This is a genomic window from Stenotrophomonas sp. GD03930, assembly GCF_029839665.1.
In the GTDB taxonomy this organism is placed as follows: Bacteria; Pseudomonadota; Gammaproteobacteria; order Xanthomonadales; family Xanthomonadaceae; genus Stenotrophomonas; species Stenotrophomonas forensis.
The window spans coordinates 385,878-411,561 of record NZ_JAOCAV010000003.1; the positions used below are offsets into that span (position 1 = coordinate 385,878).

Annotated in this window: 21 protein-coding genes and 1 tRNA gene; 12 read left to right on the top strand and 10 right to left on the bottom strand. The window is 67.2% G+C overall.

The window, feature by feature from the left end; translation table 11 throughout:
* The 9 genes from N5C18_RS17410 to gmk all read right to left on the bottom strand — a co-directional run bounded on the left by N5C18_RS17410 (position 1) and on the right by gmk (position 10,679).
* On the bottom strand, positions 1 to 1,077 hold the full coding sequence (locus tag N5C18_RS17410) for a hypothetical protein (RefSeq protein ID WP_164242432.1): 1,077 nt from the start codon (positions 1,075 to 1,077) through the stop codon (positions 1 to 3).
* 341 nt (positions 1,078 to 1,418) lie between these two features.
* Entirely contained in the window at positions 1,419 to 2,696 is a 1,278-nt protein-coding gene (locus N5C18_RS17415) for a citrate synthase (RefSeq protein WP_164242503.1), read from the bottom strand.
* A gap of 296 nt (positions 2,697 to 2,992) precedes the next feature.
* Positions 2,993 to 3,235: a type B 50S ribosomal protein L31 gene (locus N5C18_RS17420; protein WP_005410871.1), complete on the bottom strand. Its 243-nt coding sequence runs from the start codon at positions 3,233 to 3,235 to the stop codon at positions 2,993 to 2,995.
* An 88-nt stretch (positions 3,236 to 3,323) separates the two neighbouring features.
* Positions 3,324 to 4,262 carry a nucleoside hydrolase gene (locus N5C18_RS17425; RefSeq protein ID WP_053512168.1) on the bottom strand — a complete coding sequence of 313 codons (939 nt, stop codon included), beginning with the start codon at positions 4,260 to 4,262 and terminating at the stop codon, positions 3,324 to 3,326.
* A gap of 434 nt (positions 4,263 to 4,696) precedes the next feature.
* A complete protein-coding gene (recG, locus tag N5C18_RS17430) occupies positions 4,697 to 6,808 on the bottom strand; it encodes an ATP-dependent DNA helicase RecG (protein WP_164242502.1) in 2,112 nt (703 codons plus the stop codon).
* Between the two features lie 7 nt (positions 6,809 to 6,815).
* Complete coding sequence (locus tag N5C18_RS17435) at positions 6,816 to 7,202, bottom strand: RidA family protein (RefSeq protein ID WP_053511864.1); 387 nt, start codon at positions 7,200 to 7,202, stop codon at positions 6,816 to 6,818.
* Positions 7,203 to 7,335: 133 nt separating this feature from the next.
* Entirely contained in the window at positions 7,336 to 9,498 is a 2,163-nt protein-coding gene (locus tag N5C18_RS17440) for a bifunctional (p)ppGpp synthetase/guanosine-3',5'-bis(diphosphate) 3'-pyrophosphohydrolase (RefSeq protein WP_006466563.1), read from the bottom strand.
* A 105-nt stretch (positions 9,499 to 9,603) separates the two neighbouring features.
* Positions 9,604 to 9,903 carry a DNA-directed RNA polymerase subunit omega gene (rpoZ, locus tag N5C18_RS17445; protein ID WP_005410877.1) on the bottom strand — a complete coding sequence of 100 codons (300 nt, stop codon included), beginning with the start codon at positions 9,901 to 9,903 and terminating at the stop codon, positions 9,604 to 9,606.
* 110 nt (positions 9,904 to 10,013) lie between these two features.
* Positions 10,014 to 10,679, bottom strand: coding sequence for a guanylate kinase (gmk, locus tag N5C18_RS17450; RefSeq protein WP_006466566.1), 666 nt, complete (start codon positions 10,677 to 10,679; stop codon positions 10,014 to 10,016).
* Between the two features lie 293 nt (positions 10,680 to 10,972).
* Between gmk and fdnG the strand changes: the two genes are divergently transcribed.
* The 8 genes from fdnG (at position 10,973) to selD (ending at position 21,537) form a co-directional block, all read left to right on the top strand.
* On the top strand, positions 10,973 to 14,041 hold the full coding sequence (gene fdnG / locus N5C18_RS17455) for a formate dehydrogenase-N subunit alpha (protein ID WP_154582935.1): 3,069 nt from the start codon (positions 10,973 to 10,975) through the stop codon (positions 14,039 to 14,041).
* Between the two features lie 10 nt (positions 14,042 to 14,051).
* Entirely contained in the window at positions 14,052 to 14,969 is a 918-nt protein-coding gene (gene fdxH / locus N5C18_RS17460; RefSeq protein WP_053450686.1) for a formate dehydrogenase subunit beta, read from the top strand.
* Positions 14,966 to 15,613, top strand: coding sequence for a formate dehydrogenase subunit gamma (locus N5C18_RS17465; protein ID WP_279945248.1), 648 nt, complete (start codon positions 14,966 to 14,968; stop codon positions 15,611 to 15,613). The genes fdxH and N5C18_RS17465 overlap by 4 nt, the downstream gene beginning before the upstream one ends.
* 357 nt (positions 15,614 to 15,970) lie before the next feature.
* Positions 15,971 to 16,954, top strand: a complete 984-nt coding sequence (gene fdhE / locus N5C18_RS17470) for a formate dehydrogenase accessory protein FdhE (protein ID WP_053450688.1) — start codon at positions 15,971 to 15,973, stop codon at positions 16,952 to 16,954.
* Between the two features lie 4 nt (positions 16,955 to 16,958).
* Positions 16,959 to 18,383: an L-seryl-tRNA(Sec) selenium transferase gene (gene selA / locus N5C18_RS17475; RefSeq protein ID WP_164242500.1), complete on the top strand. Its 1,425-nt coding sequence runs from the start codon at positions 16,959 to 16,961 to the stop codon at positions 18,381 to 18,383.
* Positions 18,380 to 20,311 (top strand): selenocysteine-specific translation elongation factor, encoded by a 1,932-nt coding sequence (gene selB / locus N5C18_RS17480; protein ID WP_279945249.1) that lies wholly within the window; start codon positions 18,380 to 18,382, stop codon positions 20,309 to 20,311. The genes selA and selB overlap by 4 nt, the downstream gene beginning before the upstream one ends.
* A 24-nt stretch (positions 20,312 to 20,335) precedes the next feature.
* Positions 20,336 to 20,431 (top strand) — tRNA-Sec (locus N5C18_RS17485).
* A 26-nt stretch (positions 20,432 to 20,457) separates the two neighbouring features.
* Positions 20,458 to 21,537, top strand: coding sequence for a selenide, water dikinase SelD (selD, locus tag N5C18_RS17490; protein ID WP_164242498.1), 1,080 nt, complete (start codon positions 20,458 to 20,460; stop codon positions 21,535 to 21,537).
* A gap of 42 nt (positions 21,538 to 21,579) precedes the next feature.
* Here the strand turns inward: selD and N5C18_RS17495 are convergent, their stop codons facing one another.
* On the bottom strand, positions 21,580 to 22,440 hold the full coding sequence (locus tag N5C18_RS17495) for a YicC/YloC family endoribonuclease (protein ID WP_279945250.1): 861 nt from the start codon (positions 22,438 to 22,440) through the stop codon (positions 21,580 to 21,582).
* Positions 22,441 to 22,564: 124 nt separating this feature from the next.
* Between N5C18_RS17495 and rph the strand changes: the two genes are divergently transcribed.
* The 4 genes from rph to hemW are packed head-to-tail and all read left to right on the top strand — an operon-like array spanning position 22,565 to position 25,553.
* Positions 22,565 to 23,290, top strand: coding sequence for a ribonuclease PH (rph, locus tag N5C18_RS17500; RefSeq protein ID WP_008267511.1), 726 nt, complete (start codon positions 22,565 to 22,567; stop codon positions 23,288 to 23,290).
* The gene (locus N5C18_RS17505; RefSeq protein WP_164242496.1) at positions 23,287 to 23,676 is read left to right on the top strand and encodes a VOC family protein; all 390 of its coding nucleotides are present in this window, start codon (positions 23,287 to 23,289) and stop codon (positions 23,674 to 23,676) included. The genes rph and N5C18_RS17505 overlap by 4 nt, the downstream gene beginning before the upstream one ends.
* Positions 23,673 to 24,269: an RdgB/HAM1 family non-canonical purine NTP pyrophosphatase gene (gene rdgB, locus N5C18_RS17510; RefSeq protein ID WP_164242495.1), complete on the top strand. Its 597-nt coding sequence runs from the start codon at positions 23,673 to 23,675 to the stop codon at positions 24,267 to 24,269. Before N5C18_RS17505 ends, rdgB begins: the two co-directional genes overlap by 4 nt.
* 57 nt (positions 24,270 to 24,326) lie before the next feature.
* Entirely contained in the window at positions 24,327 to 25,553 is a 1,227-nt protein-coding gene (hemW, locus tag N5C18_RS17515; protein ID WP_164242494.1) for a radical SAM family heme chaperone HemW, read from the top strand.
* Positions 25,554 to 25,684 lie beyond the last annotated feature (131 nt).

Consider the following 25,684-nt stretch of genomic DNA (forward strand, 5'->3'; position numbering starts at 1 on the left):
TTACAGGTCGCGGCGACGGCCGCCCCAGGTGGCGCTGAGGCTGGCGAAGAAGGCGCCGATCAGCAGGGTGATGAACAGCCACAGTGCGGCGTACGCAGTTGCCTTGCGTGCATCGTCGGCGGCCTGCTTGGCCGTGGTCTTGGCCTTCTCCAGCGCCGCACGCATGCGTGTCTGCACGTCGGTGACGCGGGCCTGTGCTTCGGCTTCGCTCATGCCAGTTTCGCGGGCAATCAGCTGCGACAGGTACTGGGTATCGGCCGGGTCCAGGCCATCGCCCTGCAGGCTGTTGACGATGATGCGGTTTACTTCCGCACGCATCTCGCGACGATCGCCACCAGGGCCACCCGCCATCGGGCGCGGCGGCGGCGTCATGCCGGCCGGACGCGGACCCGCGTTCGGTGCGGCCGGCGGCGGCGGTGCTGCCGGGTCGTTCATCGCGCCCGGTGCCGGCGGCGTGCCTGCCTCCGGTGCGCCCGGGGCCGGGCGAGGCGCGCTGCGGAACAGCGAATCGACCCAGTAGTTGAGGTCGCCTTCCTGCGCATTGCCTGCAGCGGCGGTACCTGCTGCTGCCGTGACAACGCCTGCCGTCGACGCGGCTGCACCTGCCGTGGCACCGGCGACCTTGGCGCCCGCTCCCAGCACGCCACCGATGGCCGAGGTCAGCAGGCCGGCGGTGAGCAGCGTGGCCACCGCCCACGACACGAAGCCATGCGCGGTGTCGCGGAAGTAGGTTTCATCGCTGTGGATCAGCGTCCACTTGGTACGCAGGCGACCGGCCAGGTAGCCACCCAGGCCCGAGGCGGCCAGCGCGGTGAAGGTGAGCCAGGCGATGCTGGACCAGCCGAAGGTTTCCTTGCTGACACCTTCAAACGACCACGGCGACACCGATGACAGGCCGAGACCGACACCAAGGATCAGCAGGATGAGGGACAGTGCGGCGGCGGCGACGGCACCGGCAAAGATCGCGCCCCAGGACACCGCGCTTTCGCTGGCGGGCGGAACGATGGGGGCGGTGACGACGGTGGCAACGTCGGGGCCGAGCGGTCCGCGCTCGGGTGGATCAAATCGGGTACTCATCGGGATGGACGCTCCATTTCAAGGGCTGCGAATGCAGATGGCGTCCTGAGGCTGCGCGAGCCGTTGTGAAGCGGATGAGACCCTTGAATCACGCGGTCTTGGCGCGGTGGTGGTTCAACGCCCGTTGAGCTCGGTAGATCCACGCGATGCGTGGAGGGTTTCCGCGGGATGCGTGCCAACCAAGGTTGGCACCTACCAAATCGGGGGCGCCAGTAGATCCACGCCATGCGTGGATGGTTTGGGCCGAATGCGTGTCAACCAAGGTTGGCACCTACCAACGCCAGGCAAAAAAAAACGCCCCGCGGATGCGGGGCGTCTTCAGCACAACCTACTGCGGCCGATCAGCCCTGGTAGTCGCGCACGTCGCTGCCGGTGTAGACCTGGCGCGGACGGCCGATCTTCATTTCCGGATCGACCTGCTGTTCCAGCCAATGCGACACCCAGCCGGAGGTACGGCCCAGGGCGAACATGACGGTGAACATTTCGGTCGGGATCTGCAGCGCCTTGTAGATGATGCCGCTGTAGAAATCGACGTTCGGGTACAGCTTGCGGGCGACGAAATACTCGTCCTGCAGCGCGGCCTGTTCCAGCTTCACGGCCACGTCCAGCAGCGGATCCTGCACGCCCAGCTGCTTGAGCACCTTGCCGGTCATCTCACCGATGACCTTGGCGCGCGGGTCGAAGTTCTTGTAGACGCGGTGGCCGAAGCCCATCAGGCGGAAGCCGGAGGTCTTGTCCTTGGCCTTGAGCACGGCGGACTCGACGTTGTCGGCAGTGCCGATCTCTTCCAGCATCTTCAGCACGGCTTCGTTGGCACCGCCGTGGGCCGGACCCCACAGCGCGGTGACGCCCGCAGCGACCGACGCATACGGGTTGGCACCGGTCGAACCGACCAGGCGCACGGTCGAGGTCGACGCGTTCTGCTCGTGGTCGGCATGCAGGATGAACAGCAGGTCCAGCGCCTTGACCACGTCCTGGTTCAGCTCGTACTGGCCGTCGGCCGACTCGAAGGTCTGCTTCAGGAAGCGGCTGACGTAATCCAGCGAGGTGTCCGGCTTGTTGGCCGGCAGGCCCTTGCCGTGGCGGTAGATCAGCGCCGACAGGGTCGGCACCTTGGCGATCAGGCGCACGGCGGCCTGGCGGCGCTGTTCGGCGTCGGACAGGTCCAGCGAGGTGTGGTAGATGCCCGACAGCTGCGCGATGGCGGCGGTCAGGATGGCCATCGGGTGGGCATCCTTGGCGAAGCTGCCGATCAGGGTGTTGATCGACGCATCGACATTGGCTTCGGCCGCCAGCTCGTCGGTGAAGGCCTTCAGCTGCTCGGCGCTCGGGCGCTCGCCGTTGATCAGCAGGTAGGCCACTTCGACGTAGCTCGACTTTTCCGACAGCTGTTCAATCGGGTAGCCGCGGTACAGCAGCACGCCCTTGTCGCCGTCGATGTACGTGATGGCGGACTTGCAGCTGGCCGTCGCGGTGAAGCCGGAATCGTAGGTGAAATACCCCGTTTCCTTGGTCAGCTTCGCGATGTCGACGCAGTCGTTGCCAAGGGTGGGTTTGATGACGGGCAGAACGACCGACTTATCGCCGGCGTTGAGCGTGACCTGATCAAGATCGGACACTGTGTGCGCTCCTTCATGGGAAGGCGCCTGCCCAAGCGCATTGGTCAGGCACGTGAATGACGTCCTCGGCCTGTGCCGGGGATCACGCCATTATCGCACAGCAGCATTTGCCCGGCGCTAGACAGAAGTCGTAGACGACAGGCGGCCAGAACCCGGCCATTGAGCGGCCCGGATCGGCAAAAGCGTTGTCACGCGAACGCAGTGTTCCGTCCATCCAAACGCCCGTTGGGCAGGCGTTGGGGAAAAACAAACGGCCGCGCAGAGCGCGGCCGTCGGTTCGAAGCTGGATCGACAGATCAGCGCGCGTAGCGCTTCTGGAACTTGTCGATACGGCCCGAGGTGTCGATGACCTTGTGCTTGCCCGTGTAGAACGGGTGCGAAGCCGAGGAAATTTCAACCTTGACCAGCGGGTATTCGTTGCCGTCTTCCCACTGGATGGTTTCCTTCGTCGCCATGGTCGAGCGGGTCAGGATCTTGAAATCGGAGGTGACGTCATGGAAGACGACGTCGCGGTAGTTCGGATGGATATCGGCCTTCATGGGCTCACACCGTAAATGGGCTGGTGGTCAAGAGCGGCATTATAAGCACCGGTTGCCGCCCGGGGCAACCGGTACCGGGACATCGACGTCAGTCCGCGCCCAGAGCCTGGCGTACCAGGGCCTCGAAACGCTGCTGGTCGTAGGCCATCAGCAGATCGCAGTTGTCCGGCTGGCCGGTCTGGCGGTTCCAGTCGACGATGGTGGCACCGCGGCTGAACGTGCCGTTCAGTTCCACGTTCAGCGGCCGCGACTCGACCTGCAGCTGCCCTTCCGGGTTCAACGCCCAGGCCATGGCCACCGCGTCGGCGGTGTACCAGCGGCCCCCCTTGCTGTCTTCGGACAGGCCACGGGTCTTGCGCGAGATCAGCTCGTAGAAGCGGGCGCGATCGGAATCGGCCTGCAGCCACTGCTCCGCCTGCTCCAGCGGCAGGCCGTGGGCGACGGTGGCTTCCCAGTCCGATACCAGCAGGTGCTTGAACGAGGTGAACACCACATGCGCCGCTTCCGGATCGAAGGCGATGTTGAACTCGGCGGCCGGGGTGATGTTGCCGTGGCAGGTGACCGCGCCGCCCATCACCACGATGCGCTTGATGCGCTGGGGCAGGGTCGGGTCCAGCTTCAGCGCAAGCGCCAGGTTGGTCAGCGGACCGAGCATCACCAGCATCAGTTCGCCGGCGTGTTCGTGCGACAGGCGCAGGATGGCCAGCGCAGCGTGCTCGGCTTCGGCCTGGCGGCTCGGCGGCGGCAGGTCCACGTCGCCGTAACCATCACGGCCATGCACGTGGGCAGCGTCGACGGAGGGATGCAGCAGCGGATCCGGGCTGCCGGCAAACACCGGCACGTCGGCGCGGCCAACGATGTCGCAGAGCTTGAGGGCGTTGCGGACGGTGTACTGCAGGCCGACATTGCCGGCGGCGATGGTCAGGGCGACCACGTCATGCCGTTCATCGGCAAAGGCCATCAGCAGGGCCAGGGCGTCGTCCACACCGGGGTCGGTGTCGATCAACAGGGGGATCTTGTGGGTCATCGTTGCCGTCTTCAGATCGGCAACGAAGTGTGGACCGGGATGATGACCGTTGCAAGTACGGGGGTTGGGGTTCGGCAGGGCTGCGCCCTGCACCCGCCGAATCAACGGCAAACGCCAGAGCAACGGCAAAAGCTGGTTTCCTGTGGGGATGGCGGGGTGGGTCCGGTTGCGGGGGACGCTGCAAGTACGTCCATGTAAGCTCGGTCGCCGCATCCATGCGGCTCACGCCCCCGCAACCGGACCCACCCCGCCTTCGACAGATTTCTGCTGCTGGTGGGTGTCGACCTTGGTCGACACGCTGCTGTTGGTAGGTGTCGACCTTGGTCGACACATCCACGGATTGATCGAAAAATCTCTCTGTAAAGTCGAGCCATGCTCGACTCACGCGCGCAGCGTGGATGTCTGGGCCAAGGACCACACCCACCAAGGCGGCATTACGCCGAGGCGTAACGCACGGCGGTGCCGATCCAGCGCTGCACCACACGATCGGCCAGTGCGGGTTGCTGGGCCAGCAGGCGTTCGGCGAGGTCGTGCACGCCGGGCAGCAGGCCGGCGTCGCGGGCCAGGTCGGCAATGCGGAATCCGGCCAGTCCGGTCTGACGGGTGCCGAGCAGTTCGCCGGGGCCGCGCAGCTCCAGGTCCTTCTCGGCGATGACGAAACCATCGTTGGTTTCGCGCATGGTCTGCAGACGCTCGCGCGCCATCTGCGAGAGCGGCGCCTGGTACAGCAGCACGCAGCGCGACACGGCCGAACCGCGGCCGACACGGCCACGCAGCTGGTGCAGCTGTGCCAGGCCCAGCCGCTCGGCGTTCTCGATCACCATCAGCGAGGCATTGGGTACGTCCACGCCCACTTCGATGACGGTGGTAGCGACCAGTAGATCGATATCGCCGGCCTTGAACGCCACCATCGTCGCCAGCTTCTCGGCCGCCTTCAGGCGGCCATGCACCAGCCCGACGCGCACGCCCGGCAGCAGCGCCTGCAGCGATTCGTAGGTGGCCTGCGCGGGCGTTGCATCCAGCTCTTCGCTTTCCTCGATGAGCGTGCACACCCAGTACACCTGCCGCCCTTCCCGGCAGGCCAGCGCGATGCGCTCGATCAGCTCGGGACGACGGTCGTTGTTGAGTGCCACGGTCTGCACCGGCGTGCGGCCAGGCGGCAGTTCGTCGATGGCCGACACGTCCAGATCGGCGTACTCGGACATCGCCAGCGTGCGCGGAATCGGCGTTGCGGTCATCACCAGCTGGTGTGGCACGCTGTTGCCGCCCGCGCCCTTGTCGCGCAGGGCCAGGCGTTGGTGCACGCCGAAGCGGTGCTGCTCATCGACGATGGCCAGGGCCAGGTCCTGGAACACCACCGCGTCCTGCATCAGCGCGTGGGTACCGACCACCACCTGCGCCTCGCCGTTGGCGACCTGTTCCATCACCTTGGCGCGCGCCTTGCCGGTGACCTTGCCGGCCAGCCAGGCGATGCGCACGCCAAGCGGTTCCAGCCAGCCGCGCAGGTTGTTGAGATGCTGTTCGGCCAGCAGTTCAGTGGGCGCCGCCAATGCGACCTGCTTGCCCTGTTCCACCGCCAGCATCGCCGCCAGCGCGGCAACCACGGTCTTGCCGGAGCCGACGTCGCCCTGCACCAGCCGCAGCATCGGGCTGGGCCGCGACAGGTCTTCGCGGATCTGCTTGAACACGCGCGCCTGCGCACCGGTCAGCGCGAACGGCAGCTGCTTCAGCAGTGCCTTGGCCAGCGTGCCGGGGCCGGCCAGCGGCGGCGCGTGATGCGCCTGCAGTGCGATGCGCTGGCGACGCAGGCTGAGGTGATGCGCCAGCAGCTCTTCCATCGCCAGGCGACGTTGCGCCGGATGGGTGCCCGCGGCCAGCGCGGCCAGGTCGGCATCCGGCGGCGGCCGGTGCACGGTCAGCAGCGCGCTGCGCAGCGAGGGCAGCTTGAGGCCGTCCAGCCAGCCACTGGGCAGCAGTTCCAGCGTGCTTTCCTCGGGCAGGCGGTCCAGGGCCTGGCCGATCAGCTTGCGCATCGTCATCGGGCCAACGCCCTCGACGGTGGGATACACCGGGTCGAGGCGGTCGCCGAGTTCAGGATCGTCATTGCGGCCCAGCACCTGGTAGCTGGGGTGGACGATCTCCAGGCCGAGGTGGCCGGGCTTGGGCGTGCCAAAGCAGCGCAGCCGGTTGCCGACCGCGAACTGGCCGACCTGCTGCTGGCGGAAATGGAAGAAGCGCAGCACCAGAGTGCCCTGCCCTTCGTCCTCCACCGCCACCTTCAGCATCGGCCGGTAGCGCATGCCGCGTTCGACCGCGACCACCCGCCCTTCCACCTGCGCCGGCACGCCGTTGCGCAGGTCTTCGATGCGGGTCAGCCGGGTGCGGTCTTCATAGCGCAGCGGCAGGTGAAGCCAGAGATCCTGCAGGGTGGCCAGGCCACGCGCGTGCAGTTTGGCGGCCACGGCCGGGCCCACGCCAGCGAGCATCGCCAGGGATGCTTCGCCGGACGGTGAGAGGACCGGGGTGACCGCCGCCTTGCGTGCCACGTGGCGGTCAGTCGATGACCATCACCGCGTCGACCTCGAAGTTGGCGCCCTTCGGCAGGCCGGACACTTCGATGGTGGAACGGGCCGGGTACGGCGCCTGGAAGTAGTCCTGCATGACCGCGTTGACCTTGGCAAATTCGCCCAGATCGGTCAGGTACAGGCCCAGACGCACGACCTTGTCCAGCGAACCGCCGGCGGCTTCGGCCACGGCCTTGAGGTTGTCGAAGGCGCGACGGGCCTGGGCTTCGACGTCACCGGCGCCGACGATGTCGCCGCTGGCCGGGTCGAGCGGGATCTGCCCGGAGAAGTACACGGTGTTGCCGGCGCGCACGGCCTGCGAGTACGGGCCGATGGCGGCGGGAGCCTTTTCGGTGTTGATGATCTGGCGGGTCATGGGTCGCTCCGGAGCTTGGGGGAAACAGAGCGGTGATTGTAGCAACCCGGTAGTGCCGGCCGCTGGCCGGCAACCTCGCAATGCAGCGGGTCCACGCGATTGCCGGCCAGCGGCCGGCACTACCAGGTTCGCGTTATTGCCGGCGTACCGACTGCACGACCGACAGGCGGCGCAGGCGGCGCATCACTTCGGCCAGGTGGTTGCGGTCGCGCACCTGGATGTTGAAGGCCAGCACGGCGGCGTTGAAGTCGCGGTCCAGGTAGTCCACGCGCTCGATGTTGGAGTGGCTCTGCGCGATGGCGGCCGCCAGCTGCGCCAGCACACCGGTGCCGTTCTCCACTTCCACCACCAGCGAAGTGTCGTAGTCGCCGGAAACGGTGGTATCCCAGCCGATCGGCACCCAGCGCTCGGGCGACTTGCGCAGTTCAGCCAGGTTCGGGCAGTCCATGCGGTGCACCACGATGCCCTTGCCGGCGGTGTGGTAGCCCATGATCTCGTCGCCGGGAATCGGCTGGCAGCAGCCGGCGAAGGTGACCACGCCGCGCTCGCTGCCGTTGATCAGGATCTTTTCCTGCGAGTGGTGGCGCGAATGCGGGCCACCGCGCAGTTCGGCGTAGGCCATCAGTGCCTGCGCGGCCTGGGTCGGCATCCAGTTGCCCAGCGCGACTTCGGCCAGCAGGGCCTCCAGGCGCGGGAAGCGGTGCTCGGCCAGGAACGCGTCCAGGCGCCCCTTCGGCAGCCGCTCCAGCGAGGAGTCCATGGCTTCCAGCGCACGGTCGAGCATGCGATGGCCCAGCTGCACGGCGTCTTCGTGTTCCAGCTGCTTGAGCTGGTGACGGATGGCGGTGCGTGCCTTGCTGGTGACCACGAACTCCAGCCACTGCGGTTTCGGCGTGGCCGAGCGCGCGGTGATGATTTCCACCGACTGGCCCGACACCAGCTTGGTACGCAGCGGCACCAGCTTCTTGTCCACCCGCGAGGCCACCGCCATGTTGCCGACATCGGTATGGACGGCGTAGGCGAAATCGAGCGCGGTGGAGTTGCGCGGCAGGGCCAAGATCTTGCCCTTCGGGGTGAACAGGTAGACCTCGTCCGGGAACAGGTCGACCTTGACGTTGTCGAGGAACTCCAGCGAGGAACCGGCGGCGCGCTGCGAATCGATCAGCTCGACGATCCAGGCATGCGCACGGCTCTGCGCGCTGTTGGGCGAATCACCGCCGAACTTGTAGGTCCAGTGCGCGGCCACGCCGCGTTCGGCGATCAGGTCCATCTCTTCGGTGCGGATCTGCACTTCGATCGGCGAACCATAGGGCCCGAACAGCACGGTATGCAGCGACTGGTAACCGTTGGCCTTGGGAATGGCGATGAAATCGCGGAAGCGCCCATCCAGCGGCTTGAACGTGGCATGCACCGAACCCAGCGCGTGGTAACAGCTGGGTACGCTGCGCACGACCAGGCGGAAGCCGAACACGTCCATCACCTGGTCGAAGGATTTGTTCTCGTCGCGCATCTTGTTGTAGATGCTCCACGGGGTCTTGATGCGGCTGATCAGCCGATGCTCGATCCCTTCCTTGGCCAGGCGCTGCGACAGCTGCACCTCCACCTGCGCCATCGCTTCGCGGCGCACCACCGGCTGGCTGCGGATGTGCTTTTCGATGATCGCGTGGCGCCACGGATACAGCGCCTTGAAACCGAGGTTCTGCAGTTCGCTCTTGACCAGGCTCATGCCCAGGCGCTGCGCGATCGGTGCGTAGATCTCCAGCGTCTCGCGGGCGATGCGGCCGCGTGCCTCGCGGCTCTGCGCACCCAGCGTGCGCATGTTGTGCAGGCGGTCGGCCAGCTTGATCATGATCACGCGCAGGTCGCGCGACATCGCCAGCAGCATCTTGCGGAAGCTCTCGGCGGCCGCTTCCTGGCGGTCGCGGAACTTCAGCTTGTCCAGCTTGGTCACGCCGTCGACCAGTTCGGCCACGGCTTCGCCGAACTCCGAGGCCAGTTCCTCGCGGGTCAGCGGGGTGTCTTCGATGGTGTCATGCAGGATCGCGGCGATCAGTGCTTCCACGTCCAGGCCCAGCTCGGCCAGCACCTGGGCCACGGCCACCGGATGGGTGATATAGGGCTCGCCCGACTTGCGCGTCTGCCCAGCGTGCGCGGCGGATCCGACTTCCCAGGCACGGCGCAGCAGCGGCAGCTGCTCCGGCGGCAGGTAATGGGCGGCGCGTTCAAGCTGGAGGACGTAGTCGGGTACGGCGGCAGTGGCGGCTGCGGCGACCTTGGCAGTGGGGCCTGGGTTCATGCCCGAAGCCTATTCCAGCGCGACGTTTACGGCAAATCCTGAATGCGAAACAGCCCGCGCGGGGCGGGCTGTTCGGCTATCCAGCAATGACTCTGATCGATGTGATCAATCGTCGTTCTTGGACATGTCTTCGTCGGCGACCACTTCCGCGGCGGCCCACTCCAGCGCTTCGCGCTCGGCGCGCTCACGCTCGGCCTTCTCGACTTCGTCGATCAGCGCGTTGTCGATCTTGCGGGCGGCGATTTCGCGCAGTGCCAGCACGGTCGGCTTGTCCTCGGTCTCGCTGTTGTCCAGCGTGGCCTGCACGCCGTTGGCGAGCTGGCGGGCACGCTTGGAAGCCATCATGACCAGCTCGAAACGGTTGTTAACGACTTCCAGGCAATCTTCTACGGTGATGCGGGCCATACGGGCTCCCGGCGACCGGTCGGCCGCTCAGTCGAATGAGGGAAAGGGGACGGAGTGTACTGGCAGGGGCTGGACAAAATCAAGCCAACCCCCACCCTATTCTTTTGGAATCAGTCAGTTGCGCCCGGATCGGGGGTCAACAGGGCCTGGATCAGGCCGGCGTGGCGGACCTTCTGGGCCTCCCGGCGCAGGCGGCTGGCGGTGAAGATGGCGCACAGCTCGTCGACGGCGGTGTCGAACACCTCGTTGACGATCACGTAGTCGAACTCGTTGAAGTGCAGCATCTCGTCACGCGCCGCGCCCAGGCGCTGGGCGATGACCGCCTCGCTGTCCTGGCCGCGCTTGCGCATGCGGTCCTGCAACGCCTGCTTGGACGGCGGCAGGATGAACACGGTGACCGTGCCCGGCACCAGCTGGCGCACCTGCTGCGCGCCCTGCCAGTCGATTTCCAGCAGCACGTCCTGGCCGGCGGCCAGCTGCGGTTCCACCGACTGCCGGGCGGTGCCCTTCCAGTCGCCGTGCACCCAGGCATGCTCGAAGAAATCGCCGGCGGCGATCATCTGCTCGAACTTTTCGGCACTGACGAAGTGGTAGTGCTGGCCGTTCACTTCACCCGGGCGCATCGCACGCGAAGTGAAGGAAATCGACAGGGCGATCTGCGGATCACGCGCCAGCGTGGCGTTGACGATGCTGCTCTTGCCGGCGCCGGAGGGGGCGGCAACGATGTACAGCGTGCCGCGCGCGACGGCGTCCGACGAAGGTGACGGGGCGCTCATGCACGGAACCCAACTGGTTGATTTCGCAAAATTTTTCCTCGATGTTCCAGATCCGGCGCGGAGGATCGCGCCAGGACGGCGGAGGCTGCGCGGAACATCCTGGAACCAGGCCCGGCAGACGGCTCCCCGGGGTGCGGGCACGCAACTTTACCAGAGCCGCCCCTTTTCGCGCCCCTTGGCGAGGCGGCCGGACCTTGTGCCACATGGGCATCCGGGGGCCTGTGCTATAACCGGGCCGTACCTACCGACAGCCGGGTGGTCTGCGTGCCGCCCCGCCATCCAAGGAGAACGGCATGCCCTCGATGAGTCGCCGCCAGTTCCTGAAGGTCACCGGGACAACCCTGGTGGGCTCCAGCCTGGCACTGATGGGCTTCGCGCCCGGCATCGCGCTCGCGGAGGTCCGGCAGTACAAGCTGACCCGCGCGACCGAGACCCGCAACACCTGTACCTACTGTTCGGTGGCCTGCGGCATCCTGATGTACAGCCTCGGCGATGGCGCCAAGAACGCCGAGCCGAGCATCTTCCATATCGAAGGCGACCCGGACCATCCGGTCAATCGCGGCACGCTGTGCCCGAAGGGTGCCGGCCTGGCCGACATCATCCACAGCAAGTCGCGCCTGCTCTACCCCGAGTACCGCGCACCGGGCTCGAACGAGTGGAAGCGGCTGAGCTGGGACGATGCGCTGGACCGCATCGCGCGGCTGATGAAGGAAGACCGCGACGCCAACTTCGTAGAGAAGAACGAGGCCGGGCAGACGGTCAACCGCTGGCTGACCACCGGCATGCTGGCGGCCTCGGCCACCAGCAATGAAACCGCGGTGCTGACCCACAAGGTCGTGCGCTCCCTCGGCATGCTGGCGTTCGACAACCAGGCACGTGTCTGACACGGCCCGACGGTGGCAGGTCTTGCCCCGACGCTAGGCCGTGGTGCGATGACGAATCATTGGGTCGACATCAAGAATGCCGACCTGATCCTGATCATGGGTGGCAATGCCGCCGAGGCGCACCCGTGCGGCTTCAAATGGGTGACCGAAGCCAAGGCACACAACAAGGCCCGCCTGATCGTGGTCGACCCGCGCTTCAACCGCTCGGCCGCGGTGGCCGACGTGTATGCGCCGATCCGTACCGGCACCGACATCGTGTTCCTGGGCGGCCTGATCAACTACCTGTTGACCGAGGACCGCATCCAGCACGAGTACGTGCTGAACTACACCGACATGTCGTTCCTGGTGAAGGACGAATTCGCCTTCAAGGATGGCCTGTATTCGGGCTACAACGAAGAGAAGCGCAGCTACGACCGTTCCAGCTGGGACTACGTCTATGGTGATGATGGCTTCGTGCGCAGCGACCCGACGCTGAAGGACCCGCGCTGCGTCTACACCCTGCTCAAGCAGCACTACGCGCGCTACACCGTGGAGATGGTCGAACGCATCTGCGGTACGCCGGCCGACAGCATCCGCCAGGTCTGGGACATGATCGCGTCCACCGCCGGCAAGGACAAGGCGATGACCATCCTGTACGCGCTGGGCTGGACGCAGCACTCGGTGGGCGCGCAGAACGTGCGTGCCGGCACCATGGTGCAGCTGCTGCTGGGCAACATCGGCGTGGCCGGCGGCGGCATGAACGCGCTGCGCGGACACTCCAACATCCAGGGCCTGACCGACATCGGCCTGATGTCCGACCTGCTGCCCGGCTACCTGACGTTGCCGAAACAGGACGAACAGGACTACGACGCCTACATCGCCAAGCGCACGCAGAAGCCGCTGCGCGCCAACCAGATGTCGTTCTGGCAGAACTATCCGAAGTTCCACGTCAGCCTGATGAAATCGTGGTGGGGCGACGCCGCCACCGCCGACAACAACTGGTGCTTCGATTACCTGCCCAAGCTCGACAAGCCGTACGACATGCTGCAGGCGTACGAGCTGATGAACGAAGGCAAGATCCATGGCTACATCTGCCAGGGATTCAACCCGCTGGCCTCGGCGCCGAACAAGGGCAAGCTGATCAGCGCGTTCTCCAAGCTGAAGTTCATGGTCAGCATGGACCCGCTGGAAACCGAGACGATTGCCTTCTGGCAGAACCACGGCGCGCTGAACGACGTCGATCCCCGCGCCATCCAGACCGAAGTGTTCCGCCTGCCGACCACCTCCTTCGCCGAGGAAAACGGCGCGGTGGTGAACTCCTCGCGCTGGCTGCAGTGGCACTGGAAGGGCGCCAACCCGCCGGGCGAAGCACGCAGCGACATCGAGATCATGTCCGAGCTGTTCCATCGCATCAAGGCGATGTACGAGAAGGACGGAGGCGCATGGTGGGAGCCGGTGCGCGATCTGGCCTGGAAGTATTCCAACCCGGAGGTGCCGACGCCGGAAGAACTGGCGATGGAATACAACGGCAAGGCGCTGGCGGACGTGTTCGATCCCAAGGACCCGACCAGGCTGGTGCGCAAGGCCGGCGAGCAGCTGGCCGCGTTTGGCGACCTGCGCGACGATGGCAGCACCTCATCGGGCTGCTGGATCTACATCGGCGCCTGGGGCCCGACCGGCAACATGATGGCGCGGCGTGACAACAGCGACCCGACCGGCATCGGCAATACGCTGGGCTGGGCCTGGGCGTGGCCGGCCAACCGCCGCGTGATGTACAACCGCGCCTCGTGCGACGTGGCCGGCCAGCCGTTCGATCCCCGGCGCACGCTGCTGGCGTGGAACGGCAAGAACTGGGGCAGCGTGGACGTGCCCGACTTCAAGGCCGACGAAGATCCGGCCGGCGGCATGGGGCCGTTCATCATGAACCCCGAAGGCATCGCCCGCTTCTTCGCCAAGGCCGGCATGGCCGAGGGCCCGTTCCCGGAACACTACGAGCCGTTCGATACACCGCTGCGCAGCAACCCGCTCAGCCCCGGCCAGGCGCTGACGCTTAACAACCCGGCGGCGCGCGTGTTCGCCAGCGATCGCGCGCAGATCGGTTCGCCGGACGAGTTCCCGCATGTGGCCACCACCTACCGCCTGACCGAGCATTTCCACTTCTGGACCAAGCACGGCAAGCTCAACGCCATCATCCAGCCCGAGCAGTTCGTCGAGATCGGCGCGGCATTGGCCGACGAACTGGGCATCAACAACGGCAGCCGCGTGCGGGTCAGTTCCAAGCGCGGCCACATCGAAGCGGTGGCGATGGTGACCAAGCGCATCAAGGCCCTGCAGATCGATGGCCGCACCGTGCACCAGGTGGGCGTGCCGATCCACTGGGGTTTCCTCGGTGCGGCCAAGCCCGGCTACATCGCCAATACGCTGACCAACGCCATCGGTGACGGCAACTCGCAGACGCCTGAATCGAAGTGCATCCTGGTCAAGGTCGAGAAGGTGTAGGAGACACGCCATGTCACTGCAATCGCTGGACATCATCCGCCGCTCGGCCACCACCACGCCCTCGCCGGAGGCGCGTGGTGCGCACACCGGCCAGGTCGCCAAGCTGATCGATGTAAGCAAGTGCATCGGTTGCAAGGCCTGCCAGGTCGCCTGCATGGAGTGGAACGACCTGCGCGACGAGGTCGGCAGCTGCGTCGGCAGCTATGACAACCCGCCCGACCTGAGTGAACAGTCGTGGACGGTGATGAAGTTCCGCGAGTACGAGGACGAGAAGGGCAAGCTGGAATGGCTGATCCGCAAGGAAGGCTGCATGCACTGCAGCGATCCGGGTTGCCTGAAGGCCTGCCCGTCGCCGGGCGCGATCATCCAGTACGCCAACGGCATCGTCGATTTCCAGGAAGAGAACTGCATTGGCTGCGGCTACTGCGTCACCGGCTGCCCGTTCGACGTCCCGCGCATTTCCAAGAAGGACCACAAGGCCTACAAGTGCACGCTGTGCTCGGACCGCGTGGCGGTGGGCCAGGAGCCGGCCTGCGTGAAGACCTGCCCGACCGGTGCGATCACCTTCGGCAGCAAGCAGGCGATGACCGAGCATGCCGCCGGCCGCGTAGAGGACCTCAAATCACGCGGCTACGAGAACGCCGGCCTGTATGACCCGCAGGGCGTCGGCGGCACCCATGTGATGTACGTGCTGCAGCACGTCGACAAGCCCGAACTGTACGCCGACCTGCCCAAGGATCCGCGCATCAGCCCGATGGTGGAAGTGTGGAAGGGCGTGGCCAAGCCGCTGGGCGTGCTGGCCATCGCCGCTACCGCCTTTGTCGGCTTCCTGCATTACATCGGTATCGGCCGCAACACGGTGAACGACGAGGAAGAGGAAGAGGCCGAGCACGAGGCGAAGAAGATCGAAGAGGAGCAGCGGCCATGAAGTACGCACCGCACCCGCGGCAGATCATCCGCTACCGCGCGCCGACCCGCATCAACCACTGGGTCGTGGCGATCTGCTTCGTGCTGACCGCGCTGTCCGGGCTGGCGCTGTTCCACCCTGCCCTGTTTCCGTTGACCCAGCTGTTCGGCGGCGGGCCGTGGACGCGCATCCTGCACCCGTTCATCGGCCTGGCCATGGTGATCGGCTTCGCCTTGCTGGCCTTCCGCATGTGGCGCGACAACCTGCCCACTGCCGACGACCGCGCGTGGCTGCGCGGCATGCGCGATGTGCTGCGCAACGAGGACGAGAAGCTGCCGCCGGTGGGCCGCTTCAATGCCGGCCAGAAGTTGTTGTTCTGGGCCATCATCGGCTGCCTGTCGGCGCTGCTGCTGACCGGCTTCGTGATCTGGCGGCAGTACTTCAGCCACTTCTTCCCGATCGGGGTGATCCGCTTCTCGGTGCTGGCCCATGCGCTGTTCGGCTGGGTGCTGGTGTGCGCGATCGTGGTGCATATCTATGCGGCGATCTGGATCAAGGGTTCGGTGCGGGCGATGACCCAGGGCAAGGTGACCTATGGGTGGGCGTACAAGCACCATCGGCAGTGGTTCCGGGACATCCTGCGCGGGCGGCGGGAAGAGGGGTAGCGGCAGGGCCTGCGGCCCTGCACCCGCTGCAAGCCACAGCAACAGCGGCTCTCCGTGGGATGGCGGGGCACTGTGGGTGTGCGGGGACGCCGTAAACCCGTCCCTGGGGGCTTGGCCGCGGCATCCATGCCGCGGACACCCCGCAAACCCACAGTGCCCCGCCTTCGACAGTTTCCCGCTGCTGTTGGTTTTCCGCTGCTGTTGGTGGGTGTCGACCTTGGTCGACACACTGAACACGGCAATGATCGGAACCGGCTTTTGTAGAGTCGAGCCATGCTCGACTGCGTTGCCTGAACACGCTGGACGCCAGCGCCGACAACGGCGAGGATGGAGGCTGGTTCTTCCGGCTGGCCCTGCATGGCGCAACGCATCCTTGAACCCGGTGAAATCGAGACGCTGGCCTCGCGCGATGTTCCGCGCATCATCCTGCCCGATACCGCGTCGCTGTTTGCCGGACGTGCGGCGCGATTGCGCAGCCTGGCTGCGCACAGCGCCATCGGCGGCTATCTGCAGCTGCTGGCGGCCCTGGCCGATGCGCAGCAGTCGCTGCTGGACGAGTTGACGCCGCAGCAACGCGAGACCCTGCAGGCGCAGGCGCGTTCCCAGCAATCGAGTGCAGCAGCCGGCGCTGGGATGCCGTTGCGGCCGGCCAACACGCTGCAGCTGGATGGGCACTGGCGCGACTGGTTGCGCACCTTGTGCCGGCACTGTGCCGATGAGGCCGGGCTGCCGGCGGAAACCCGGCAGGAACTGCAGCGCGTTGCCGCTGCCGATGACGCATGGCTCGATGCACAGGCGCATGCGGTGCTGGAGCGTGATGACGCGCCTTCGCTGGATGCGGTGGCTGCACTGCTGGTGATGAACGCGCTGCAGGTGTACTGGGCGGTGCTGGCCGACAGCTTCCGCCCCACCGACCTGAAACCGCTGGCCGATGCGCCGGGGCTGTGCCCGTTGTGCGGCACCCTGCCGGTGGCCAGCGTGGTGCAGGCACGGCCGCCCTACGCCTCCTACCGTTATCTTTCGTGCTCGCTGTGTGCCTGCCAGTGGCACTACGTGCGCGTGCAGTGCAGCCAGTGCGGCGCCGCCGGCAAGGACATTGCCTACCGCGCCCTGGCCGATGTGGACGGCGACAGCGGCGAAGCCGTACGTGAAAGCGCCGTGCGAGCGGAGACCTGCGACCACTGCCACAGCTACCGCAAGATCCTCTATCTGGAAAAGGATCCGGCACTGGAACCGGTCGCTGATGATCTCGGCACGCTGTCGCTGGACCTGCTGCTGGGCGAGGAAGGCTACGCGCGTGCCAGCCAGAATCCGCTGCTGTGGCAATCCGACGGCGATTGAGCCAATGACAGCCACGCCCCCCACCCTGGCATCGGCCGCTGCCCTGCCCTCGCTGGACCGGCTGCTGCGCCTGCCTGCGCTGGCGGCGCTGATCGAAGGCCACGGTCGCAGCCGCATCACCCAGCTGCTGCGCGCACATCTGCAGGCGCTGCGTGAACGCATCAGTGCAGCGCAGCTCTCGGCCGAGCAGTTGCACCAGGCCATTGAAGGCCCGGCACTGGTCGCGGCGCTCGACGCCGCACTCACCGCCGATGCACGGCTGGACCTGCAGCCGATGTTCAACCTCACCGGCACCGTGCTGCACACCAACCTCGGCCGCGCCCTGTTGCCCGAAGCCGCCGTGCACGCGGCCACCCGCGCGATGACCGCGCCGGTCGACCTGGAATTCGACATCAGCCGCGGCCGCCGCGGCGACCGCGATGCACGGGTGCGGGCGCTGGTCTGCGAGCTGACCGGCGCCGAAGCCGCCACCGTGGTCAACAACAATGCAGCGGCGGTCCTGCTGCTGCTCAACAGCCTGGCCAACCGCCGCGAGGTGGTGGTCTCACGCGGCGAGCTGGTCGAGATTGGCGGCGCCTTCCGCATTCCTGATGTGATGCGTAGCGCCGGGGCGCGCCTGCTGGAAGTAGGCACCACCAACCGCACCCACCCGGCCGATTTCACCCATGCCATCGGCGCCCGCACCGCGTTGCTGATGGAGGTGCATGCCAGCAACTACGCGATCACGGGTTTCACCGCCAAGGTCGATACCGCGGCGATGGCCGCCATCGCGCACCAGCATGGGTTGCCGCTGGCAGTGGACCTGGGCAGTGGCAGCCTGTGTGATCTGGCCACCTTCGGCCTGCCGCACGAGCCGACCGTGCAGGACGCACTTGCCGCCGGTGCGGACCTGGTTTCATTCAGTGGCGACAAGCTGCTGGGCGGGCCGCAGGCCGGCATCATCGCCGGCCGCGCCGACCTGATTGCGCGGATCAACCGCAACCCGCTCAAGCGGGCACTGCGCATGGACAAGATGGGCCTGGCCGCACTGGAAGCGGTGCTGGCCCTGTACCGCGAACCGGAGTACCTGGCGCAACGGTTGCCAACGCTGCGAACGCTGACGCGCACGCAGCAGGACATCGATGCACAGGCACAGCGCCTGCTGCCGGCCATGCGTTCCGCGCTGGCGACCGACTGCACCCTTGAACGCGCATCGATGCACAGCCAGATCGGCAGCGGCGCGCAACCGCAGGCCCAGCTGGCCAGCGCCGGGCTGCGGGTCACATCGGCCCGTCGTGGTGGTCTGGATCGCCTGGCCAAGCGCCTGCGCCAGCTGCCCCGGCCGGTGTTGGGCCGCATCGCCGATGACGCGCTGTGGCTGGACCTGCGCTGCCTGGAACCTGCCGACGAAGCGGACTTCCTCACCCAATGGAGCACGCTGCAGGCATGATCGTCGGCACCGCCGGGCATATCGACCATGGCAAGACGAGCCTGGTACGCGCACTGACCGGCATCGAGACCGATCGCCTGCAGGAAGAACGCACGCGCGGCATCTCCATCGAGCTGGGTTACGCGTACGTGCCCCTTGAAGGCACCGACGCGCAGGGCCCCGCCTCAACGCTGGGCTTCGTGGATGTGCCGGGCCACGAACGCTTCGTGCACACGATGGTGGCCGGCGCCACCGGCATCGACGTCGCCCTGCTGGTGGTCGCTGCCGACGATGGGGTGATGCCGCAGACCCGCGAGCACCTGGCGATCCTGCAGCTGCTGGGCGTGGATCGCGGCGTGGTGGCACTGACCAAGATCGACCGCGTGGATGCCGCGCGCATCGCCCGGGTCGAGATCGAGATCGCCGCGCTGCTGGCCGGCACGCCGCTGCAGGATTCCCCTGTGTTTGTTTGCAACAGCACCGCACCCGATGATGCAGGCATCAACGCGTTGCGCGCCCACCTGCACGCATGGGCCGCGAGCGATGCCAACGCGCGCCGGGACGCGCTGCGCCGTGAGCTGTTCCGCATGCCGGTGGACCGCGTGTTCTCGCTGGCCGGGCACGGCACGCTGGTGACCGGCGCGGTGCACGGCGGCATCGCCGCGGCAGGCGAACACCTGCAGCTGATGCCGGCTGCCACCGACGTGCGCGTGCGCAGCATCCATGCGCAGAACCAGGCCAGCGAGCATGCGATGGCCGGTCAGCGCTGCGCACTGAACGTGGCGGCCATCGCCCGCGACGACATCAACCGTGGCGACTGGATTGCCGATCCGCGTGCGATGCGGGCCACCACCCGGGTCGACGTGCGCCTGCGGCTTTCCGCGCTGGCGCCGCCGCTGCGCGACCGGGCGCCCCTGCACATCCACTGGGGCACGATGCACCGGCAGGCCCATGTTGTGCTGCTGGAGGATCATGACCACGGCAACGGGCAGCTCGTGCAGCTGGTGTTCGATGTACCGGTCTGCGCGATGTGCGGCGACCGTTTCATCGCCCGCGACTCGGCGGCCACCCATACGTTGGGAGGCGGCATCGTGCTTGACCCGGAGCCGCCGCAACGGCGACGGCGCAGCCCGGGCCGGCTTGCGTGGCTGGCGGCGCTGGAGCAACTGGCGGCGGGCGCCGGGCCTGGCCCGCTGCTGCAACAGGCCCCTGCCGGCATTCCCGCCACTGCCCTGCAGCGCTACTGCCGACGCGCCTGCAACCAGATCGACCTGCCCGCCGACGCGCGGCGCATCAACACCCGCGATGACACGGTGATCATCCTCACCTCGCACTGGCAGGCGCTTGGCGAGCAGGTGATCACCTCGCTACGGGGTTGGCACCAGCGACGACCGGACGAACCCGGTGTCGACAGCGGACGCTTGCAGCGCAGCACCCTTCCTGCGCTGGCGACCGGCCTGTGGAATGCGCTACTGCAGGATCTGCTCGACCACGGCAACGTGCAGCGAGTGGGGGCATGGTGGCGCCTGCCCGGCCACGACCACGCACCACCGGAGCGCGAACGCCAGCTACTCGAACACGTGCTGCCGCAGCTGCATACCGGCGGTTTCGATCCGCCATGGGTGCGTACCCTGGCCGACGGGCTTGGCCTCGCCGAGGACGACGTCCGCGCCATCCTGCGCAGGGCGGCAGCGCGCGGCGAACTGTTCCAGGTGGTACCGGACCTGTTCTATGCACCGGCCCGCATCGCCGAACTCGCTGCGATCATCGCGCAGCTGTCACAGGCCACGGGCACCGTGGATGCGGCCGCCTTCCGCGATGCCATCGGCCTGGGCCGCAAGCGCAGCATCCAGATCTTGGAGTTCTTCAATCGCGTTGGCTACACTCGACGCGTCGGTGACCAGCATCGGCCGCGCGGCGATCTGCAATGGAACGCCCCCCACGGTTGAGCGCACCGGCATCACCGTACTTTCGGAAGGCATGCGCATCCGGGCATGCGGCTGGGCTTCAAACCCAGTAGGGGGCGTCGATCGTTCCCTGGTAGGTTCGACTCCTGCTGCCTTCCGCCATTGGTGTTTCCGCAGGAGATGTCGGCATGGCCACGCACGCGCAGTCCCCCGCCCCTTCACCCGCCGATGCCCCGCAACGCCTGACCTCACTGGCCCATGGTGGCGGCTGCGGCTGCAAGATCGCGCCGGGGGTGCTTTCCGAGCTGCTGCGTGGAATTCCGGCGCTTCCCGCGCCGGCCGAACTGCTGGTCGGGCGTGAGACCAGCGACGACGCGGCGGTGTATCGCCTCGATGATCGCCAGGCGATCGTCGCCACCACCGATTTCTTCATGCCGATCGTCGACGACCCGTTCGACTTCGGCCGCATCGCTGCGACCAACGCGCTGTCTGACCTGTATGCGATGGGCGCGCGGCCACTGTTCGCGCTGGCCATCGTCGGCATGCCGATCAACGTGCTGCCACAGGACACCATCCGCGGCATCCTGCAAGGTGGTGAACGCGCCTGCGCCGCTGCCGGCATCGTGGTTGCCGGCGGCCACAGCATCGATTCGGTGGAGCCCATCTACGGCCTGGCCGCGATCGGCGTGCTCGATCCACAGCGGCTCAAGCGCAATGCCGATGCCCGCGCCGGCGATGTGCTGGTGCTGGGCAAGCCATTGGGCGTGGGCGTGTATTCGTCGGCGCTGAAGAAGGAACTGCTGGATGCCGACGGCTACCGGCAGATGGTCCAATCAACCACCCGCCTGAACAGCGTTGGCGTGCCGCTGGCCGCATTGGACGGCGTGCACGCGATGACCGACGTCACCGGCTTCGGCCTGCTCGGCCATCTGCTGGAAGTGTGCCGCGCCAGCGGCGTCGCCGCCGAGGTGGACAGCACACAGGTGCCGCTGCTGCCACAGGCGCTGGACCTGCTGCAGCGGGGTTGCGTGACCGGCGCATCCAGCCGCAACTGGGCCTCGTATGGCGCCGAGGTGCGCTTCGCCGCGGGCATGGCGGCGCACTGGCAGCCACTGCTGACCGATCCGCAGACCAGTGGTGGCCTGCTGGTGTCGTGCGCGCCGGAAGCGGTGGATGCGGTGCTGGCCTGTTTCCACGATGCGGGGTTCGCCCAGGCAGCCGTGGTGGGCCGCCTGAACGCGGGAGCGCCGGGCGTTAGCGTGGTCTGAATGCCGGACCGAAGAAGGGCGCCCGAAGGCGCCCCTGCCGTCTCACTCGATGTTCTGCACCTGCTCGCGGATCTGGTCGATCAGCACCTTCAGTTCCACCGCGGCATTGGACGTACGGCTGTCCACCGACTTCGAGCCCAGCGTATTGGCTTCGCGGTTGAACTCCTGCAGCAGGAAGTCCAGGCGGCGACCGACCGGCTCGCGCTGCTTGAGCACGCGACGGATCTCGACGATGTGGCTGCCCAGGCGGTCCAGTTCCTCATCCACGTCCAGCTTCTGCAGCCACAGCACCAGTTCCTGCTCGGCGCGGCCGGGATCGACCGGGTGCGGCAGGTCGGCCAGGCGTGCGGCCAGCTTGGCGCGCTGGCCGTCGCGAATGGCCGGAATCAAGGTGCGCACCTCGGCGGCGATGCGCTCGATGCCATCCACGCGCTCGGCAATCGCCGTGGACAGCTTGTCGCCTTCACGCTCACGGGCGGCAACGAAGCCGTCCAGCACCTGGTCCAGCAGCGACAGCGCCTCGGCCTGCAACGCTGGCGCGTCGGTGGCCTCGCCCTGGGTCACGCCCGGCAGCTGCAGCAGTTCAGTGAAGCTGACCTGCAGGTTGGGGAAATCGGAGGTCAGCCGGTGTGCCAGCTGGCCCAGCTGCCCCAGCAGCACCTCATTGACCTGCAGGCTGCCCGCCGCTTCCGGCGCGCGCAGGCGCATCACCAGATCCAGCTTGCCGCGGCTCAGGCGCGCTGCAATGCGTTCACGCAGCTGCGGCTCCAGCGCCCGCAGTTCCTCGGGCAGGCGGGTGCCGACCTCCAGGAAGCGGTGGTTGACCGAGCGCAGCTCGCAGCCCAGCGTGCCCCACGGGGTGACCCGCTCGCCGCCGGCATAGGCGGTCATGCTTCGAATCATGGATTGTGTCCGGTGCGTGCAAAGGGGGAATGGTACCCTAGCGCCCTCACCAGAGCCCCCTTGCCCGCCCCGTGAAGGCCGCGGGCGTGGCGGCGTACTCCCACGCCATTACGGAACCCGCATCATGTCCGATTCCCGCCCCAGCGGCCGCCAGCCCGACCAGCTCCGCCCGGTCGTCATCCAACGCGGCTTCACCCGCCACGCCGAAGGTTCGGTGCTGGTGTGCTTCGGTGAAACCCGCGTGCTGTGCACCGCCAGTGTCGAGAACCGCGTGCCGGGCTTCCTGCGCGGCAAGGGCGAAGGCTGGGTGACCGCCGAGTACGGCATGCTGCCGCGTGCCACCCACACCCGCAGCGACCGCGAAGCGGCGCGTGGCAAGCAGGGCGGCCGCACGCTGGAGATCCAGCGCCTGATCGGCCGCAGCCTGCGTGCCTGCGTGGACCGCAACGCGCTGGGCGAGCGCACCATCACCCTCGACTGCGACGTGCTGCAGGCCGACGGTGGCACCCGCACCGCCGCCATCACCGGCGCCTACGTGGCCCTGGTCGATGCAGTGAACGTGCTGATGAAGCGCGGCGACATCAAGCGCAACCCGATCCTGGGCGCGGTCGCGGCCGTGTCGGTGGGCGTGTACCGCGGCACCCCGGTGCTGGACCTGGACTACGCCGAAGACAGCGACTGCGACACCGACATGAACGTGGTGATGAACGACGGTGGCGGTTTCATCGAACTGCAGGGCACCGCCGAAGGCCATGCCTTCCGCCGCGATGAACTGGACGCGCTGCTGGGCCTGGCCGAGAAGGGCGTGCGCGAACTGCTGGCCGCGCAGCAGGCGGCGCTGTCGGCATGAACCGGCGCCTTGCCCTGAGCACCCTCGTGGTGGCCGATTACGACGAAGCCATCGCCTGGTACACCGGCAAGCTCGGCTTCTCGCTGCTGGAAGACATCGACCAGGGCAGCAAGCGCTGGGTGGTGGTCGGGCCGACCGACGGCAGCGCCGCCGCCCTGCTGCTGGCCCGCGCCAGCAACGAGGAACAGCGCAGCCGCATCGGCAACCAGACCGGTGGCCGGGTCGCCTTCTTCCTCAACACCGACGACTTCCACCGCGACCACGCGGCGATGCTGGCCGCCGGGGTCGAGTTCCTGGAAGCACCGCGCGAAGAAGCCTATGCAACGGTCGCGGTGTTCCGCGATCTGTATGGCAATACCTGGGACCTGCTGGAGCCGCGTCAATGAAGAAACTGGTACTGGCCAGCCACAACGCCGGCAAGCTTGTGGAGATGCAGGAGATCCTCGCCGACCTGCCGTTGCAGATCACCTCGGCCGCCGAGCTGGGCCTGGGCGACGTGGAAGAGACCGGCCTGACCTTCGTCGAGAACGCGCTGCTGAAGGCGCGCGCGGCCTGCGAAGCGACCGGCCTGCCGGCGCTGGCCGATGATTCGGGCCTGATCGTCGATGCCCTCGGCGGTGCACCGGGCCTGTACAGCGCGCGCTATGCCGGCAAGCCGACCAATGCCGCGGCCAACAACGCCAAGCTGCTGGACGCGATGGCTGAAGTGCCCGACGGCCAGCGCAGTGCCCGCTTCTATGCGGTGATCGTGCTGCTGCGCCATGCCACCGACCCGCAGCCACTGATCTGCGAGGGCCGCTGGGAAGGACAGATCACCCGCGAACCGCGCGGCAGCAACGGCTTCGGCTACAACCCGGTGTTCCTGGATACCACCCACGGCCTGACCGCCGCGGAGATGGAAACGGCCCTGAAGAACGCCATCAGCCATCGCGCCCTCGCCCTGCAGCAGCTCAAGCAGCAGCTGGCCACGCTGTATTGATGCGTTCCTGATTACCCAAGGGAAGCCGGCCAACGGCCGGCACTACCGATGAAGCCCATGCCGCACGCCCACGACCACTGCAACCACCTGCCCGGCGAAACCTGCCCGGGCGACCACGACACTCCGCCGCGCCTGGTGCCGCCGCCGTTGTCGCTGTACGTGCACCTGCCGTGGTGCGTGCGCAAATGCCCCTACTGCGACTTCAACTCGCACCAGGCCAAGGGCGAGCTGCCGTTCGATGCCTACATCGACGCGCTGCTGCGCGACCTGGACCAGGACCTGCCGCTGGTCTGGGGACGGGTGGTGCACAGCGTGTTCTTCGGTGGCGGCACGCCCAGCCTGTTCCCGCCGGAAGCGATCGACCGCTTCCTGCAGCAGGCCAGCGCGCGCCTGCGCTTCGCGCCCAATGCCGAGATCACCCTGGAAACCAACCCGGGCACCGCCGAACACGGCCGCTTCGACCGCTACCGCGCGGCCGGCGTGAACCGCCTCAGCTTCGGCATCCAGAGTTTCGACGACGCGATGCTCAAGCGCCTGGGCCGCATCCACGACAGTGGCGAGGCCGAGCGCGCGGTGAAGATGGCGCAGGACGCGGGCTACGACAATTTCAACATCGACCTGATGTACGCGCTGCCGGAACAGACCCTGGCCGGCGCCGAGGCCGATCTTGAACGCGCCTTCGCACTGCAGCCGGCGCACATCTCGCACTACCAGCTGACCCTGGAACCGAACACGGTGTTCTTCGCACGGCCGCCGCAGGGCATTCCCGATGAGGACAACGCCTGGGACATGCAGGAACACTGCCAGGCCCTGCTGGCACAGGCCGGCTTTGGCCAGTACGAGGTCAGCGCCTATGCGCGCCCCGGCCGGCAGAGTGCGCACAACCTGAACTACTGGCGCTTCGGCGACTACCTGGGCATCGGCGCCGGCGCGCACGGCAAGATCAGTTCCGGTGCCGAGGAGCACGTACTGCGACGCTGGAAACTGAAACATCCGCAGGCCTACCTCGACAGCGCGGGCACCCCCGCCTCGTTCGGCGGCGACGATGTCATCGCCCCCGGGCGGCTGCCGTTCGAGTACATGCTGAACCTGCTGCGCCTGCACGAAGGTTTCAGCCTGCGCGATTTCGAGTCGCGCACCGGCCTGCCGCGCAGCGTGCTGGACGCACCGCTGGCCGACGCCGTGCAGCGCGGCTGGCTGCACATGGCGGACGGCCACGTGCAGCCAACCGAGCTGGGCCGCCGCTTCACCAACGATGTGGTGAGCCTGTTCCTGGACGAGTAAGGCCTCCGCCGTAACGGGTAGTGCCGGCCGCTGGCCGGCAATCCGGTGCGGATCGCGTTGCCGGCCAGCGGCCGGCACTACCGCGCATCGGGGCCATGCCCGGCAGATGCATTTCACATTCACCCTAAAGT

Bases quoted from the DNA above. Each gene is read 5' to 3' on its own strand.
- N5C18_RS17435 (WP_053511864.1), bottom strand. From the start codon at position 7,202: ATGACCCGCCAGATCATCAACACCGAAAAGGCTCCCGCCGCCATCGGC.
- fdhE (WP_053450688.1), top strand. From the start codon at position 15,971: ATGGCGCAACGCATCCTTGAACCCGGTGAAATCGAGACGCTGGCCTCG.
- rdgB (WP_164242495.1), top strand. From the start codon at position 23,673: ATGAAGAAACTGGTACTGGCCAGCCACAACGCCGGCAAGCTTGTGGAG.
- selA (WP_164242500.1), top strand. From the start codon at position 16,959: ATGACAGCCACGCCCCCCACCCTGGCATCGGCCGCTGCCCTGCCCTCG.
- gmk (WP_006466566.1), bottom strand. From the start codon at position 10,679: ATGAGCGCCCCGTCACCTTCGTCGGACGCCGTCGCGCGCGGCACGCTG.
- fdxH (WP_053450686.1), top strand. From the start codon at position 14,052: ATGTCACTGCAATCGCTGGACATCATCCGCCGCTCGGCCACCACCACG.
- N5C18_RS17410 (WP_164242432.1), bottom strand. From the start codon at position 1,077: ATGAGTACCCGATTTGATCCACCCGAGCGCGGACCGCTCGGCCCCGAC.
- N5C18_RS17505 (WP_164242496.1), top strand. From the start codon at position 23,287: ATGAACCGGCGCCTTGCCCTGAGCACCCTCGTGGTGGCCGATTACGAC.
- N5C18_RS17420 (WP_005410871.1), bottom strand. From the start codon at position 3,235: ATGAAGGCCGATATCCATCCGAACTACCGCGACGTCGTCTTCCATGAC.
- rph (WP_008267511.1), top strand. From the start codon at position 22,565: ATGTCCGATTCCCGCCCCAGCGGCCGCCAGCCCGACCAGCTCCGCCCG.
- N5C18_RS17440 (WP_006466563.1), bottom strand. From the start codon at position 9,498: ATGAACCCAGGCCCCACTGCCAAGGTCGCCGCAGCCGCCACTGCCGCC.
- N5C18_RS17425 (WP_053512168.1), bottom strand. From the start codon at position 4,262: ATGACCCACAAGATCCCCCTGTTGATCGACACCGACCCCGGTGTGGAC.
- rpoZ (WP_005410877.1), bottom strand. From the start codon at position 9,903: ATGGCCCGCATCACCGTAGAAGATTGCCTGGAAGTCGTTAACAACCGT.
- selB (WP_279945249.1), top strand. From the start codon at position 18,380: ATGATCGTCGGCACCGCCGGGCATATCGACCATGGCAAGACGAGCCTG.
- N5C18_RS17495 (WP_279945250.1), bottom strand. From the start codon at position 22,440: ATGATTCGAAGCATGACCGCCTATGCCGGCGGCGAGCGGGTCACCCCG.
- hemW (WP_164242494.1), top strand. From the start codon at position 24,327: ATGCCGCACGCCCACGACCACTGCAACCACCTGCCCGGCGAAACCTGC.
- N5C18_RS17465 (WP_279945248.1), top strand. From the start codon at position 14,966: ATGAAGTACGCACCGCACCCGCGGCAGATCATCCGCTACCGCGCGCCG.
- selD (WP_164242498.1), top strand. From the start codon at position 20,458: ATGGCCACGCACGCGCAGTCCCCCGCCCCTTCACCCGCCGATGCCCCG.